Source organism: Ruania rhizosphaerae, from assembly GCF_009805705.1.
Taxonomy (GTDB): domain Bacteria; phylum Actinomycetota; class Actinomycetes; order Actinomycetales; family Beutenbergiaceae; genus Ruania; species Ruania rhizosphaerae.
The window spans coordinates 50,561-66,353 of sequence record NZ_VSMB01000006.1; the positions used below are offsets into that span (position 1 = coordinate 50,561).

Below are 15,793 nucleotides of genomic sequence, written 5' to 3' on the forward strand. Positions count from 1 at the left end.
CCATGACCATTAGGATCGAGTCCATGACCCACATCCTCTCGGCCGTGGCGTGGCCCTACGCCAACGGCCCCCGGCACATCGGTCACGTCGCAGGTTTCGGCGTCCCCTCGGACGTCTTCAGCCGGCACATGCGGATGGCGGGTCACGACGTGCTGATGATCTCCGGCACCGATGAGCATGGCACCCCGATCCTGGTGCAGGCCGAGCAGGAGGGCGTCTCCCCGCAGGAGCTGGCCGACCGCTACAACCGGGTCATCGTGGAAGACCTCACCTCCCTGGGTCTGTCCTACGACCTGTTCACCCGCACCACCACGCGCAACCACTACGCCGTCGTGCAGGAGATGTTCCGCACGGTGCACAAGAACGGGTACATGGTGGAGAAGACCACCATGGGTGCCATCTCGCCCTCGACGGGGCGCACCCTGCCGGACCGCTTCATCGAGGGCACCTGCCCGATCTGCGGCTACGACGGCGCCCGGGGCGACCAATGCGACAACTGCGGCAACCAGCTTGACCCGATCGACCTGAAGAACCCGCGCAGCCGCATCAACGGCGAGACGCCCAAGTTCGTCGAGTCCAATCACTTCTTCCTCGACCTGCCGGCCTTCGTGGACGCCCTCGCCTCCTGGCTGGAGACCCGCGACGGGTGGCGCCCGAACGTGCTCAACTTCAGCCGCAACCTGCTCGACGACGTGCGCCCTCGAGCCATGACCCGCGACATCGACTGGGGCATCCCGGTGCCGCTGGACGGCTGGGAGAACAACCCCAGCAAGCGGCTGTACGTGTGGTTCGACGCCGTCATCGGCTACCTGTCCTCCTCGATCGAGTGGGCCCGGCGCCAGGGCACCCCGGAGGCCTGGCGCGACTGGTGGACCAACCCCGACGCGCGCTCGTACTACTTCATGGGTAAGGACAACATCACCTTCCACTCCCAGATCTGGCCGGCCGAACTGCTGGCCTACGACGGCGGAGGCTCGCGTGGGGGAGAACCAGGCGCTTTCGGTTCGCTCCAACTACCGACCGAGGTGGTCAGCTCGGAGTTCCTGAATGTGGAGGGGCAGAAGTTCTCCTCCTCCCGTGGTGTGGTCATCTACGTGCGGGACATGCTCGCCCGCTACCAGCCGGACGCCTTCCGTTACTACGTGGCCGCCGCAGGTCCGGAGAACCAAGACGTCGACTTCACCTGGGAGTCCTTCCTGAGCCGCACCAACGATGAGCTCGTCGCCGGCTGGGGCAATCTGGTCAACCGGACCGCGAGCATGGTGGCGAAGAACTTCGGTGAGATCCCGAGTCCGGGCGATGTCGCGGATGTTGACAGAAACATCCTCGCCACCACGAACAAGGCCTTCACGACGGTGGGTTCGGCGATCGAGGCGAACCGGCAACGGCACGCGATCTCGGAGGCGATGCGGACCGTCGCCGAGGTGAACCGGTACGTCTCCGAGACTCAGCCCTGGAAACTGAAGACGGACCCGGAGCGTCTGGCCACCGTGCTGCACACCACGACCCAGGCCGTGAGTGACTGCAATACGTTGCTTGCCCCGTTCCTGCCGCACTCCGCCCAGGACGTGCACACCACATTGGGAGGTAGCGGAACCTTCGCTCCGCAGCCACGGATCGAGGAGGTCACCGACCTCGACGACGACTCCCGCGAGTACCCGGTGATTACCGGCGACTACAGCCAGATGCCCTCCTGGGAGTCCCGCCCCGTCGTGCCCGGAACCTCGATTGCGAAACCGACCCCGGTGTTCACTAAGCTGGACGACTCGATCGTCACCGAGGAACTGGAGCGGCTGCGCGAGAAGGCCGATGGCGCGTAAGCGCGAGAAGGGCTTCCCGCCCGCCCCCGAGCCACTTCCGGTCGCCGTGGTGGACAACCACACGCATCTGGAGTCCATCGCCGGTGTCCTTCCCGACGACGTGCCCGACCCTGGTCTGAGTGGTCACCTCGAGCAGGCCCGCGCGGTAGGGGTGACGGCGATGGTGCAGATCGGTTGCGATCTGGACTCTGCCCGTTGGAGCGTGCACGCAGCCCAGCAGTATCCCGAGCTCGTTGCCGGGGTGGCGATCCACCCGAACGAGGCCGTGCTGCACGCAGGCGTCCGGGAGGTGGCCCCCGATGGTCTGGATCCAGATCCGCGGGCCCGGCACGAGAAGAATTTGGATGAGGCGATCGCGGAGATCGCCGAGCTGGCCCGGGCAGATCGAGTACGCACGGTGGGTGAGAGCGGGCTGGACTACTTCCGCGCCGGTGAGCAGGGACGCGCAGCGCAGCGGGACGCGTTCCGCGCGCACATCGCACTCGCCAAGGAGTTGGACCTGCCGCTGCAGATCCACGACCGTGAGGCTCATGAGGATGTGCTCGAGGTGTTGAAGCAGGACGGTGCGCCGCGGCGCACCGTGTTCCACTGCTTCTCGGGGGACGCCGAGATGGCAGCCGAGTGCGTGCGGCGCGGCTACTACCTCTCCTTCTCCGGCACCGTCACGTTCAAGGCTGCGGATGAGATCCGCTCGGCAGCGATGCTCGCGCCGGCTGAGCAGCTGCTCGTGGAGACGGACGCGCCCTACCTGACCCCGCACCCCTACCGCGGACGGCCGAATGCCCCCTACCTGGCAGCGCACACGCTACGCGTGCTCGCCGAGGTGCGTCAGGAGCGACTGGAGACGCTCTGCGACATGGTCCGGACGACGTCGGAGGAAATCTACGGACCCTGGTGAAGCACGTGCGCCGGTCGTGACACATCCCACGATGCGGGCAAGATTCGACCCGGAATCTGGCACATCAGGTCACGAATCGGTTACGGTCAGGGGGCGGCCCATCCCTCCTGGGTCGCTCAAGGCAAGAACAGGACCCCTCCCCGTGCCCCAGAGCAACACCACGTCCCGCCACCGTGCGGACGCCCCAGTCGCCACTACTCTCCCCCGTCCGATCCGTCGCGCGATCGGCGCCGCCGGTCTTGCCGTCGTCCTCGCCGGCTCGCTTGCCTTTGCGGCTACGCAGTCCTCGGGCGGTGACAACATGGCCGAGCAGGCGACTCTCGCCGGCGCCGGGCAGTACAGCGTCGACCGGACCGACTACTGGAACCAGGTCTCCCGCGGCGGGGACAGTGCGCGCGAGGCGCTGAACGAGGCAGGGGAGTCCGTCTCGTTCTCCGTGACTGTCGATGATCGTGAGGTGGAGATCACCTCCAACGCGCAGACCCTGGCTGACGCTCTCATCGAGAACGGCATCGTCGTCGGTCTGGATGACAACGTCTCGGTCCCGATGAACAGCCTTCCCACTGAGGGTGCGGACGTCCAGATCGAACGCGTGGGTACCGTGTTCGGCACGGAGACCGAGACCCTCGAATACGAGACCATCGAACGCGAGACCTCCGCTCTGGAGCGGGGGGAGACGCGCACCGAGACCGAGGGCCGTGAGGGGTCACGGGTTCTCGCGTACACCGCCGTGTACGAGGGCGGTGAGGAGGTCTCCCGGACCACGACCGCCGAGATCCTGGTGTCGGCACCGGTGGATGAGGTCATCCTCGTCGGCACGGCTGCGCCGCAGCCTGCCGCGACTTCCAGCTCGTCGAGTTCGTCGCAGTCGGACTCCAGCGAGTCATCAGCCTCCAGTGAGTCGTCAGCCCCCAGCGGCAGTTACTCCGGGAGCGACCCGCGCTCCATCGCCCGCCAGATGGTCGAGGCACGTGGCTGGGGCAGCGATCAGTGGAGTTGCCTGGATTCTCTCTGGCAGCGCGAGAGCAACTGGAACCCCTACGCACAGAACCCGACGTCGGGTGCCTACGGGATCCCCCAGTCGCTGCCTGGTTCGAAGATGGGCTCGGTTGCCTCGGACTGGCGAACCAATCCGGTCACCCAGATCACGTGGGGCCTGAACTACATCTCCGGCCGGTACGGCACCCCGTGCGGCGCCTGGGGCCACTCCCAGTCCGTCGGCTGGTACTGAGCCGGGAGTGACCGCGTCCGAACGACCGAGCGTGGCGCGCGGCAGCACCACGTGCGCAGGCTCACAGCCGCCCGCCTCGACCACCGCATAACGATTGGGTTACATTCGACAGGTCGCGGGCCCTGTTGAGGGTGCTGATCTGCGCCTCCCGCCCGAACAGCGGCGCCTGTGCGCCGCTGAACTCCTGAAACCCCCTCCCCCTCCAGAGGATGTCCTGTGTCTTTCTTCCGCCGCACCGCCGAGCCCAGCCCCGCCGATCCCGGGGAGTCCTGGGACGTGCCTGAGACCGAGGCACAGCCATCGTCCCCCGCTCACGGCCGTCGCCGACGGGTGATCGTGGGAAGCGTCGCTGCGGTCGCGCTCGTGCTCGGCGGCTCCACCGCCGCGATCGCCGCCGCGCACAAGTCCGTCGAGATCGACCTCAACGGCCAGACCTACAGCCACAGCACCTTCGCCGGGGACGTCGACGGACTGCTCGAGGAAGCCGGTATCGACCTCGGACCCCACGATGAGGTCGTGCCCGGCGTCGACGAGCGCCTGACCGACAACGCCGAGATCGTCGTCCGTACCGCCCAGCAGTTGACGATCACCGAGGGAGGCCAGGAACGAACCATCTGGACCACTGCCCTCTCCGCAGCCGGTGCGCTTCAGGATCTGGCCGCCACGGGGCGCGAGGCATCGGTGGTGGCGTCCCGGTCCTCCGACGGACGCGCCGACCTCGACCTTCCGCTGGCGGTCGATGGCGAGATCGTCATCGCCGTCGACGGGGAGGAACGCACCGTGAACACTGACGGCGCCGTCTCCCTCGCCGAGGTGCTCCTACGCGCTGAGGTCGAGCTCGGAGCGCAGGACGACGCCACGGTCACGAGCGCCGACGGTGAGGTCCTCGTCACGGTGACCCGCCGGTCGACCGAGACCGAGACGCAGACCGAGGTCATCGAGTACGAGTCCTCCGAACGTGGAACCGATGAGCTCTACGTCGGCCAGTCCCGGGTGGTGCAGGACGGTCAGGACGGCGAACGCACGCTGGAGGTCGTCAACCAACTCGTCAACGGTGAGGTGGTGAGTACGAAGGTCACCTCCGACGAGGTCACGACGGAACCGGTCACCGAGGTCACCGAGGTCGGGACTGCCGAGCGGCCCGCGCCGGAGCCCACCACGTCCAGCAGCTCGGGCAGCTCCAGCTCCTCGGGTTCCTCCAGCTCCTCGAGCTCTTCCGGTGGGTCGAGTTCGGCCGGCAGTGGCGTGTGGGCAGCTCTCGCACAGTGCGAGTCCGGTGGCAACCCGCAGATCGTCAGCTCCAACGGCCTCTACTACGGCCTGTACCAGTTCACAGTGAGCACTTGGCAGTCGGTGGGCGGGTCGGGCCTTCCGACCGAGGCTTCCGCCGCCGAGCAGACTCAGCGTGCCCAGGCGCTGCAGGCACGCTCCGGCTGGGGGCAGTGGCCCCACTGCGCCGCGCAGCTCGGTCTCCTCTGAGCCCGGTCCGCTCCAGAAATCGCTCGTCGATCTGGCTGCTCACGAGCAGCCAGATCGACGAGCGATTTCAGGTTTCGGTGACACACGAGTGAGGGTGGCAGCCAGATCGACGAGCGATTTCTGGGGGAGCGGGCACGAGGGTCGCAGCCGACCTTCACGCGACCGACCTCTCACGCGGCCGACTAGGCTCGCCCCGTGACCACACCCGACCCGGCCGGTGAGACCGTCCACCTGCTGACAGCCTCCGACATCCGGGCCCTGGCTTCGCTCCTGGGAATCCGTCCCACCAAGACGCTCGGCCAGAACTTCGTCACCGACGGTGGCACGGTTCGCCGCATCGTGCGCGCGGCTGGTGTGACGCCGTCGGACACCGTGCTCGAAGTGGGCCCGGGGCTTGGCTCGCTGACACTGGGACTGCTGGAGACCGGGGCGCGGGTGATCGCCGTCGAGATCGACCCCACTCTCGCCCGGGCCCTTCCCGGTACTGTCGCCGAGCACGCTCCGGCCGCCTCAGAACGGCTCACCGTCGTGACCGGTGATGCCATGCAGGTGACTGAGCTCCCGGCCGTTCCGACCCGTCTCGTGGCCAATCTGCCCTACAACGTGGCTGTGCCGGTGCTGCTACACCTGCTGGAACGGTTCGACTCCCTGACCGAGGTGCTCGTCATGGTGCAGGCCGAGGTGGCCGACCGGCTGGTCGCCGGCCCCGGGTCGCGCACGTACGGCATTCCTTCTGCCAAGGCCGCCTGGTATGCGGCCGCCACGCGCGCCGGCTCGATCGGCCGCACCGTGTTCTGGCCGGTGCCGAATGTGGACTCCGCGCTGGTCCGGATGGTCCGCCGGACCCCACCGGCAACGGCCGGGAGCCGGGAGGCGACTTTCGCCTGTATCGATGCTGCCTTCTCCCAGCGTCGCAAGACGCTACGCTCGGCGCTGTCCGGGTGGGCCGGATCGGCGACACTCGCCGAGCAGACGTTGCGGGAGGCAGGGGTGGACCCCACGACCCGAGGTGAGCGCCTCGACATCGCCCAGTTCGCTGCGGTGGCCGCTGCCCGTGGTGCCGTGCGTGAGGCAGAACAGTGAGCGAGCCCATCGGTGAGGCTGCGGCCGCTGGTGCGGTGCATGTGCGTGCCCCCGGCAAGATCAACCTGGTCCTGAAGGTCGGTCCGCTCGGCGACGACGGGTACCACCCCCTGGCCACCGTCTTCCAGGCGGTCTCGCTGTACGAGGACGTGATCGCGACCCCGGCCGACGAGATCGAGATCTCCGTGACCGGACGTCATGCCGAGCAGGTGCCCACGGATGAGTCCAACCTCGCCCACCGGGCCGCGGCGCTGCTCGCCGAGGCGACGGGGACTACCGAGGGTGTGCACCTGCGCATCACCAAGAATGTCCCCACCGCGGGCGGGATGGCCGGTGGATCGGCCGACGCTGCCGCCGCGCTGCTCGCCTGTGACCTGCTCTGGGAGACCGGGCTGGCACGCGAGGAGCTGGGGCACCTGGCCGCCGAGCTGGGCGCCGACGTGCCGTTTGCTCTCACCGGCCAGACCGCACTCGGCCGCGGCCGCGGGGACGAGCTCACTCCGGCACTGGCACGGGGGCGCTTTCACTGGGTGCTGGCACTCTTCGATGAGGGGCTGTCCACGCCGGAGGTCTTCGCCACCTGGGACCGGCTCGCTGCTGAGCAGGACTCCGCGCAGCCCGCCGCAACGCCCTCGTCGGACTCAGTGGCGGAGCCACTGGACGTGGGTGAGGAAGTCATGCAGGCGCTCGTCTCCGGCCAACCTCACCGCCTCGCCGAGGTTCTGGTCAACGACCTCACTCTCGCGGCCACCGAGCTGCGACCCGCCGTCGGCGTCGTGCAGGAGCAGGCGCTCGCCGCCGGCGGGCTGGCCGCTGTGGTCTCCGGTTCCGGGCCCACCGTGGCCACACTCGCCGCAGATCACGCCAGCGCGCTGGAACTGGCCTCGCAGCTGCGGAGCAAGCAGGTGGCGGATGAGGTGCTCGTCGTCACCAGTCCTGCCCCCGGGGCCAGGCTCGTCGAACCGGTCCGCGACAACGTGTAGGACGAGGCCACTCAGGCGGCGTCGGTGCTGTCGCCCGACAACGCTGGTCCTACGCGTGCGGCCCGCACATTGCCGTCGGAGTCCTTCGTGTCCTGAGGGAGCACCGGCCACCGTCGCAGCAGCAGGTTGCGTAGCTCCGCCTCAGCCTGGTTGACCATCGAGGTCCATATGAACGCGATCGTCAGCATGGCCACCGCTGCGGCCGTGATCAGCACGGCCGGCCACCGCAGGCCGGAGAACAGCGTGGTCGCGTCGGCGAAGACGTGTATCTCCACGGTCGAGAGGATCATCCACACCGGGCCGAGCACCAGGCCGATCCCGGCGAGTGCGGCGAGGACCTGTGCCATCGTGACCGACCGCTGATCCGCATAGGCGGCGAGCATCGACGGCACCGGTTGCTCCGCCTGCGGGTCTGCCACGGTCTCGTGCAGGTACTCGCGCTCGGCGGCCAGCCCGGCGCCGGTGATCAGGCTCCCGATGAGTGCGGCGACCAGCACCAGCGCGATCAGGGCGGCGAATCCCCACATCCCGAGCTCGGCCAGTCGTGCGGTCTCGGGCTCCAGCGAGGCGCGGGGCCCTGCCGATCCACCGGTCCACCGCTCGGCGTCCGGATAGGCCACCACCTGCAGCGCCTGGAGCAACAGCACCGCTATACCGGCGAGCACCCCCGCGAAGCCCGTGATACGGGTCCCGATCCGTATGCGTAGGTCCCGCCCGGCGTTGCCGCGCGCGGGCTCCAGTCCGAGGGCGCGTGCGCGGGCCCAGGCGGCCTCCTCGTCCTCGGTGCTCCAGTGTGCGGCGATCTCCCGGCGACGCTCCCGCTGTGCCGGAAGAATCACGCGCCGGATGTGCCGGAGGCCCATGATCGCCGCACCCGTCAGAGCCCCGCAGGCAAGGCCCACGAGCATGCCCTCGCCCCAGCCCTCGACCACGGCGACGCCGATGAGCGCGAGCGCGAAGAGGCCGGCCACGCCGACCGTCATGATGAGGAATCCCCCGATCGGCATATCCTCTGTCACCACCTGTTCGACCTGCGGCGGCGCGGGTACCGCCTCGCGCGGTGCGCCCTGTCGGGCGGCATCGGCGAGTGCTCGCGAAGTTGCCACTCGCCGCACGGCCAGGGCAAGGCAAATCAGCAGCCCCACCACGTAGGCGAGGATGAGGAGTACCAGGATGCTCATCCGGGTGGTCTGGTCCACGGCATCCACGACGGCGCTACTCACCTCCCCTCCCATGCCCAGGTCGTAGAGCGCGTCCCAGAGGAGTCCTTCCTGGGTGAGGATCGCAGCGGCGAAGACCGCGCCGAAGGCCGCCAACAACCCCGCTGCCATCGGGACCAACGTGCGGCGCGCATCCCGCGCGATCGTGCCGGCCAGGCCGAGGGGGTATTCGCGCCAGTGGTGAGTGCTCTCTGGGGTCTCAGACATGCTCACTCAACTCCAGCCACTGCTCTTCCAGCTCCTCCTGTTCGCGCTGTAGCACCCGGATCCCCTCCATCTCCTTCGCCAGTCCCTCGTAGTCGGACTGGTCGTGGTCGGCCAGGGCGGTCTGCCGCTTGCCGATCTCGGCGGACACCTTCTCCATCCGCCGCTCCACTGAGGTGAGCTTCTTCTGCGCGGCTCGCAGTTCTGCCCCGCTCAGACCCGGCTGTGTCTCAGTCGAGGAGTCCGCGAGCGCGGCAGACCTCGTTCCCGAACCGGAGCTGTGACGCTGTTGCTCACGCCGCAGCCGCAAGTACTCGTCCACCCCACCGGGTAGGTGACGCAGGCGCCGGTCGAAGATCCCGTACTGCTGATCGGTGACGCGCTCGAGGAAGTAGCGGTCGTGGGAGACCACGATGAGTGTGCCCGCCCATGAGTCGAGCAGGTCCTCCATCGCCGCGAGCATATCGGTGTCAAGGTCGTTCGTGGGCTCGTCCAGGATCAGCACATTCGGTTGATCGAGGAGGATGAGCAACAGCTGCAGCCGGCGCTGCTGCCCACCGGAGAGGTCCTTGACCGGTGTCGACAACTGCGCGGAGGCGAAGCCCATCCGTTCCAGCAGCTGACCCGGCGTCAGCTCTGCCGCCTTCGAGCCCGTGCCGAGGGTGTAGCTGGTGCGCAGCCGTCCGATCACAGTGCGCACGGGCTCGTCCAGGTGCGGATCCAGTTCATCCATACGCTGGGTCAGCGTGGCCACCTTGACCGTCTTGCCGCGCTTGACCCGGCCGGTGCTGGCCTCCACGGTCCCGGAGATCAGTCCCAGCAGCGTGGACTTGCCGGCTCCGTTCACCCCGAGGATGCCGGTGCGTTCGCCCGGGGCGATCCGCCACTCCACGTCGCGCAGCACCTCATGATCGCCGTAGGCCACCGAGACGTCGAGCAGGTCCACCACATCTTTGCCGAGCCGTGCGACGGCGAGCGACTGCAGCGTGGTCGGATCACGGATCTCGGGAACATCGGCGATGAGTGCGTTGGCCGCGTCGATGCGGAACTTCGGCTTCGACGTCCGCGCCGGCGCCCCACGCCGCAGCCAGGCCAGTTCCTTGCGGGCGAGGTTCTGCCGCTTGGCCTCCATGGCGGCGGACTGCCGGTCCCGCTCCACGCGCTGCAGGATGTAGGCCGCGTAGCCACCGTCGAAGGGCTCGACGATCCGGTCGTGCACCTCCCAGGTGAGGGTGCACACCTCGTCGAGGAACCAGCGATCGTGCGTCACGACCATCAAGCCACCGGAACTGGCCGACCACCGGCGCTTCAGATGCTCGGCCAGCCAGGTGATCGCCTCCACGTCCAGATGGTTGGTGGGTTCGTCCAGCGCGAGTACGTCGTACTCACCGGCCAGCAGCCGCGCCAACGCCACTCGACGGCGCTGCCCGCCCGAGAGTGAGCCCACGCGTCCGTTCCAGGGCACGTCCGTCAGCAGCCCGTTGACGACGTCGCGCACCTTGGCATCGCGGGCCCACTCGTGCTCGGGGCCGTCGCCGACGACGGTGTGGGAGACCGTGTCTTCGTGGTCGAGGGTGTCGGCCTGGTCGAGCACGCCGACGGTGACCCCGCCGCGCACGGTCACCCGCCCGGAGTCGGGGACGAGGCGGCCGGCGAGCATCGCCATCAGCGACGACTTGCCGTCGCCGTTGCGGCCGACGATTCCGATACGGTCTCCTTCGTTGATACCGAGGGAGACCGAGTCGAAGACGGTCTTGGTGGGGAAGTCGAGGTGCAGGGCTTCAGCCCCGAGAAGATGCGCCATATCACCTCTCAGGTTACCGGCGTCGAGCGCGCCGGGTCCCGCACCGAGCGGATGTCAGGGGGTGGAGCTAGCGTGATGACCACGATGACGACGGAGGTTGTGATGGACATCATTCTGCTGCCGGGACTCTGGTTGCCTGGTGCGATCTGGGACGAGACCGCAGCACGGCTGCGAGAGGTCGGGCATCAGCCGATCACCCCCGCACTTCCGGGTGTGGACGATGGTGACCCGCACGCCACGCTCGAGGACCAGGTCTCCGAAGTGGTCGCTGCCGTGGACGCGGCGACGAGCCCGGTGGTGGTGGGGCACTCCGCAGCAGCGACGCTGGCATGGCTGGCGGCGGATCGCCGCCCCGACGCGGTCTCCCAGGTGGTGATGATCGGAGGATTTCCCGCCGCACAGGAATCGGCCTATGCGGACTTCTTCCCGGTAGCCGATGGTGGGATGCCCTTCCCGGGGTGGGAGCCCTTCGAAGGCCCGGACGCTGCCGATCTGGATGATGATGCTCGCGCCCGATTGGAAGCGATGGCGGTCCCGGTACCGGCGGCCGTCGCTCAGGCCGAGGTGCGGTGGCACGACAAGCGCCGGTTCGACGTTCCCGTGATCGAGATCTGCCCGGAGTTCAGCCCGGAGGAGATGCGCGGATGGATCGACTCCGGCGATATCCCTGAGCTGGCGAACGCCCATCACCTGGAGGCCGTCGACATCACGTCCGGTCATTGGCCGATGGTGACCAAGCCGGTGGATCTGGCCGAGTTGCTCGCCGGCGTCAGTCCTCGAACTGGGTGAGCAGGCTGCGCAGGATGCGCGCCAGATCCTCGTCCTCGCCGGTGGCCAGCACGCCGAGAAGTTCGGCTTCCCGCCGCAGCAGGTCCTCCATCGCGGCGTCGACGACGTCCCGTCCTTGCGTGGTCAGCCGCACCCGGACCACGCGCCGGTCGGTCGCGTCCGCGGTGCGGACCACCAATCCGTGCAGCACCAGCCGGTCGATGCGGTTGGTCATGGTGCCCGAGGAGACCAGCATCTGGGCGATGAGATTCCCCGGTGTCAGCTCATACGGCTCACCAGCGCGCCGCAGTGCGGAGAGCACGTCGAACTCCCACACCTCCAGGCCATGCCTGCTGAATGCCGAGCGCCGGGCCAGGTCCAGGAGCCGGGACAGCCGGGAAATGCGCGAGAAGATCCGCAATGGCGCGACGTCGAGGTCGGGGCGCTCACGGACCCACGCCTCGACGATCCGGTCGACTTCATCCACCGCGGCCATGGACCGAGATTACTCGATATCGAGAGATCTGCTGGGATGCATGGTGGAAGCCGGTGTCTGCCGCGGGTCGATGCCGCTGGCCGGCGCGACCATTCGTCGTCCGGTATCGCCGCACCTCGTGTCAGGTACCGCCGCCGCTCGTGTCAGGCGTGGCCGCCGTCGGCCCGGTTCCCGGTGCGTCCACGGGGTCGCATTGCCGCGCGAGTGAGCCGAGGTTCGGCCTCCAGCGACTGCAGCCCGTTCCACGAGAGGTTGACCAGGTGGGCGGCCACCTCATGCTTCCCGGGTGCGCGAGCGTCGAGCCACCACTGGCCCGTCAGCGCGATCATCCCGACCAGCATCTGTGCATACATGGGCGCGGTTGCCGGATCGAGACCCTGGCGCTCGAACTGCGGTGCGAGCACCTCCTCCACCTGGGTGGCGACGTCGCCGATCAGGGAGGAGAACGTCCCAGTGGCCTGAGCAACGGGTGAGTCCCGGACGAGGATCCGGAACCCATCGGTGTTGGTCTCGATGTAGTCCAGCAGTGCCAGGGCGGTCCGTTCCACGATGACCCGTGGGTGGCCGCCCTCGCGCAGCGATCCGGTCAACGCGGTGAGCAGGATCGCGACCTCGCGGTCAACGATCACCGCATAGATGCCTTCCTTACCCCCGAAGTGCTCATAGACGACAGGTTTCGAGACCCCGGCCCGGGCAGCGATCTCCTCCACGCTGGTGCCCTCGAAGCCCTTGTCAGCGAACAGCGGCCGGGAGACTTCCAGCAGCTGCTCGCGGCGCTCATGGCCAGTCATCCGGGTGCGGGTGACGCGTCGTGTGGGTTCGCTCACGCCTCCATCATGCCGTGCGTTGGCAACGAGGTGACCGGCCGTACCCATGCGCGGCCGGCTGTCATACCTGGTCCGTCGTGCCTTATCCGGTACTCCGGTGCCAGCCGCCCGCGCGTCGCAGGTATGCTCGCATGCGTCCCGCGCACCGGCGTGCGCGGGCAGTCCGCCCTGGTGTAATGGCAGCACGCCGGCCTTTGGTGCCGTGTGGTCCGGGTTCGAATCCTGGGGGCGGAGCCGACCTCGAGCGGGTTCAATCACCCGTCCGGTGATCCAATCCCGCCTGAGGCGCCCGCCAGGGATTCCAGCGCCGCAGCAGGATCGAGCCGTGAGTGTGGACGCGGGCTACGGCTCCCGGTTCAGCAGTTACAGTGGCCTGTGTGAGCCTGACGCCACCCGCTGCCGTGATCGTTCTTGCCGCAGGCCAGGGCACCCGGATGAAGTCCGCGACGCCGAAGGTCCTGCACCGTCTCGCCGGCCGCTCCTTGCTGGGGCACGTGCTCCGGACGGCGACCTCGCTACGTCCGGAGAGGGTCGCCGTCGTGGTTCGCCATGAGCGCGATCTGGTGGCCGCGCACGCACGTGAGCTGGAGCCCTCCGTGCTCATCGCCGACCAGGACGAGGTACCCGGTACCGGCCGCGCCGTCGAGTGCGCTCTCCTGGCGCTGGACGCTGCCGTGCAGTCCGAAAACCTCGCGGAGAGGGACGAGCGCGCTCCGCTTGCGACGGCCGATGGCGGGATCACGGGGCCCGTGGTGATCCTCTCCGGGGACGTGCCGCTGCTGGACGGCCCGACCGTCAGTTCGCTGGTGCAGTCCCACCAGGACGAGGGCAACGCCATCACGGTGCTCACCACCGTCCTCGACGACGCCACGGGGTATGGCCGGGTCATACGCGACGAGAATGACCAGATCGCGAAGATCGTCGAGCACCGGGACGCCACCGAGGACGAGCGGGCGATCAAGGAGATGAACTCCGGTGTCTACGTGATGGACTCCAGCGTCCTGCGCTCGGCGTTGGCCGAGGTCGACCGTGCCAACGATCAGGGCGAGGTCTACCTCACGGACGTCATTGCTCTCGCCCGCCGCCGGGGTGGCGACGTGCGAGCGGTCGTCACCGATGACCCGATGCTCGTCGAAGGTGTCAACGACCGGGTGCAGCTCGCCACGCTCGGGGCTGAGCTGAATCGCCGCATCGTCACCGACTGGATGCGCGCCGGGGTGACGGTCGTCGATCCGGCGACCACCTGGATCGACGGCGATGTCCGGCTCTCCCCGGACGTGACCATCCTGCCCGGCACCCAGTTGCACGGAACGACCACTGTGGACACCGGCAGCGTCATCGGTCCTGACACCACGCTCACCGACGTCGAGATCGGCGAGAACTCGACCGTCATCCGCACCCATGGCACCGGCGGACGCATCGGGGACGATGCCACTGTGGGGCCGTTCACGTTCTTCCGGCCCGGGCTCGAGCTCGGAGAGCGGGGCAAGCTCGGGGCGTTCGTGGAGGTCAAGAACTCCCAGATCGGTGCCGGGACGAAGGTGCCGCACCTGTCCTATATCGGTGACGCCACCATCGGCGAGGAGACCAACATCGGTGCGGCCAGCATCACCGTCAACTATGACGGCGTGAACAAGCACCGCACGGTGATCGGCTCCTACGCCCGTACGGGCGCCGACAACATGTTCGTGGCACCGGTCCGGGTGGGGGACGGGGCCTATACCGGGGCCGGGACTGTCGTCAGGCGGGACGTCCCGCCGGGGGCGCTGGGCGTGACGACCGGCAATCAGCGCAACATCGAGGGGTGGACGGCCAGTCGCCGTCCTGGCACACCTGCTGCCGAGGCGGCCGGACGCGCCCTCGGTGACCAGTTCTCTGCACAGGCGCAGGCCGAGGCCAGTCGCCGTCAGACCGACTCCCACACCCCCGACCCGAGCTGAGACACCGCCCCATGAGGAGTACCCAGACCATGACAGGTATCACGAGCCACGGCGAGAAGCGCTTGGTGCTGGTCTCCGGCCGTGCCCACCCCGAGCTCGCTCAGGCCGTGGCCGACGAGCTGGGCATCGAGGTGGTCCCGACCACGCTGTACGACTTCGCCAACGGTGAGATCTACGTGCGATTCGCCGAGAGCGTGCGTGGCGCCGACGCATTCGTGCTGCAGTCGCACACTGCTCCGATCAACGAGTGGATCATGGAGCAACTGCTCATGACCGATGCGCTCAAGCGCGCGTCCGTGAAGCAGGTGACGGCGGTCATGCCGTTCTACGGGTACGCCCGCCAGGACAAGAAGCACCGCGGGCGTGAGCCCATCTCGGCCCGGCTGATGGCCGATATGTTCGCCACCGCGGGAGCCGACCGGCTGATGAGCGTGGACCTGCACGCGGCGCAAACTCAGGGATTCTTCAACGGTCCGGTCGACCACCTGTGGGCGATGCCGATCCTCACCGACTATGTGCGTACCCGGGTCGATCTGGCCAACGCCGCTGTCGTCTCGCCGGATGCCGGCCGGATCCGCGTGGCCGAGCAGTGGGCGGCCAAGCTCGGCGGGGTTCCGCTGGCCTTCGTGCACAAGACCCGTGACATCACGCGCCCGAACCAGGCCGTGGCCAACCGGGTGGTCGGCGATGTGGAGGGCCGCGACTGCGTGCTCGTGGACGACCTGATCGACACCGGCGGCACGATCGCCGAGGCCGCGAAGGTGCTGATGGCAGCCGGTGCCAAGAGCGTGATCGTCGCCGCCACCCACGGCGTGCTCTCGGACCCGGCCGTGCGCCGGCTCACCGAATCCGGCGCCCGTGAGGTGGTCATCACCGACACCCTGCCCATCTCCGCGGACAAGCACTTCGAGCAGCTCACCGTGCTCTCGATCGCTCCGCTGCTGGCCCGCGCGATCCGGGAAGTGTTCGACGACGGTTCGGTGACCAGCCTGTTCGACGGGAACGTCTGAGCCGAACCGCCGACGGGTTCCTCACAGGCG

Annotated in this window: 13 protein-coding genes and 1 tRNA gene; 10 read left to right on the forward strand and 4 right to left on the reverse strand. The window is 68.4% G+C overall.

The annotated features are described in order from the left end of the window. The first annotated feature begins 23 nt into the window (after positions 1-23). The 6 genes from metG (at position 24) to FV560_RS10240 (ending at position 7,494) form a co-directional block, all read left to right on the forward strand. Positions 24-1,820, forward strand: a complete 1,797-nt coding sequence (gene metG / locus FV560_RS10215) for a methionine--tRNA ligase (protein WP_159621436.1) — start codon at positions 24-26, stop codon at positions 1,818-1,820. Next, a complete protein-coding gene (locus tag FV560_RS10220; RefSeq protein WP_159621437.1) occupies positions 1,810-2,718 on the forward strand; it encodes a TatD family hydrolase in 909 nt (302 codons plus the stop codon). Before metG ends, FV560_RS10220 begins: the two co-directional genes overlap by 11 nt. A gap of 142 nt (positions 2,719-2,860) precedes the next feature. Beyond that, entirely contained in the window at positions 2,861-3,949 is a 1,089-nt protein-coding gene (locus FV560_RS10225) for an aggregation-promoting factor C-terminal-like domain-containing protein (protein ID WP_159621438.1), read from the forward strand. Between the two features lie 216 nt (positions 3,950-4,165). Beyond that, entirely contained in the window at positions 4,166-5,428 is a 1,263-nt protein-coding gene (locus tag FV560_RS20550; RefSeq protein ID WP_275401898.1) for a resuscitation-promoting factor, read from the forward strand. A gap of 195 nt (positions 5,429-5,623) precedes the next feature. After that, entirely contained in the window at positions 5,624-6,511 is an 888-nt protein-coding gene (gene rsmA / locus FV560_RS10235) for a 16S rRNA (adenine(1518)-N(6)/adenine(1519)-N(6))-dimethyltransferase RsmA (protein ID WP_159621439.1), read from the forward strand. Next, the gene (locus FV560_RS10240) at positions 6,508-7,494 is read left to right on the forward strand and encodes a 4-(cytidine 5'-diphospho)-2-C-methyl-D-erythritol kinase (RefSeq protein ID WP_235020051.1); all 987 of its coding nucleotides are present in this window, start codon (positions 6,508-6,510) and stop codon (positions 7,492-7,494) included. Before rsmA ends, FV560_RS10240 begins: the two co-directional genes overlap by 4 nt. A gap of 11 nt (positions 7,495-7,505) precedes the next feature. On the opposite strand, the gene FV560_RS10245 is transcribed toward FV560_RS10240, so the two are convergent. Both FV560_RS10245 and FV560_RS10250 read right to left on the reverse strand, forming a co-directional pair. Continuing rightward, the gene (locus tag FV560_RS10245; RefSeq protein WP_159621440.1) at positions 7,506-8,921 is read right to left on the reverse strand and encodes a hypothetical protein; all 1,416 of its coding nucleotides are present in this window, start codon (positions 8,919-8,921) and stop codon (positions 7,506-7,508) included. Next, the gene (locus tag FV560_RS10250; RefSeq protein ID WP_159621441.1) at positions 8,914-10,722 is read right to left on the reverse strand and encodes an ABC-F family ATP-binding cassette domain-containing protein; all 1,809 of its coding nucleotides are present in this window, start codon (positions 10,720-10,722) and stop codon (positions 8,914-8,916) included. Before FV560_RS10250 ends, FV560_RS10245 begins: the two co-directional genes overlap by 8 nt. 75 nt (positions 10,723-10,797) lie before the next feature. Here FV560_RS10250 and FV560_RS10255 point away from each other — a divergent pair, with 75 nt between their 5' ends. Continuing rightward, entirely contained in the window at positions 10,798-11,511 is a 714-nt protein-coding gene (locus FV560_RS10255) for an alpha/beta fold hydrolase (RefSeq protein WP_235020052.1), read from the forward strand. Here the strand turns inward: FV560_RS10255 and FV560_RS10260 are convergent. Both FV560_RS10260 and FV560_RS10265 read right to left on the reverse strand, forming a co-directional pair. Beyond that, the gene (locus tag FV560_RS10260; protein WP_159621442.1) at positions 11,492-11,986 is read right to left on the reverse strand and encodes a MarR family winged helix-turn-helix transcriptional regulator; all 495 of its coding nucleotides are present in this window, start codon (positions 11,984-11,986) and stop codon (positions 11,492-11,494) included. The genes FV560_RS10255 and FV560_RS10260 overlap by 20 nt on opposite strands. A gap of 143 nt (positions 11,987-12,129) precedes the next feature. Then, positions 12,130-12,777 carry a TetR/AcrR family transcriptional regulator gene (locus FV560_RS10265; protein ID WP_159621566.1) on the reverse strand — a complete coding sequence of 216 codons (648 nt, stop codon included), beginning with the start codon at positions 12,775-12,777 and terminating at the stop codon, positions 12,130-12,132. A 198-nt stretch (positions 12,778-12,975) separates the two neighbouring features. Between FV560_RS10265 and FV560_RS10270 the strand changes: the two genes are divergently transcribed. From FV560_RS10270 to FV560_RS10280, 3 genes are all read left to right on the forward strand, one after another. Next, positions 12,976-13,047: transfer RNA gene (locus tag FV560_RS10270), tRNA-Gln, on the forward strand. Positions 13,048-13,190: 143 nt separating this feature from the next. Then, complete coding sequence (gene glmU, locus FV560_RS10275) at positions 13,191-14,753, forward strand: bifunctional UDP-N-acetylglucosamine diphosphorylase/glucosamine-1-phosphate N-acetyltransferase GlmU (protein ID WP_159621443.1); 1,563 nt, start codon at positions 13,191-13,193, stop codon at positions 14,751-14,753. A gap of 29 nt (positions 14,754-14,782) precedes the next feature. Continuing rightward, a complete protein-coding gene (locus tag FV560_RS10280) occupies positions 14,783-15,763 on the forward strand; it encodes a ribose-phosphate diphosphokinase (RefSeq protein ID WP_159621444.1) in 981 nt (326 codons plus the stop codon). Positions 15,764-15,793: the final 30 nt, after the last annotated feature.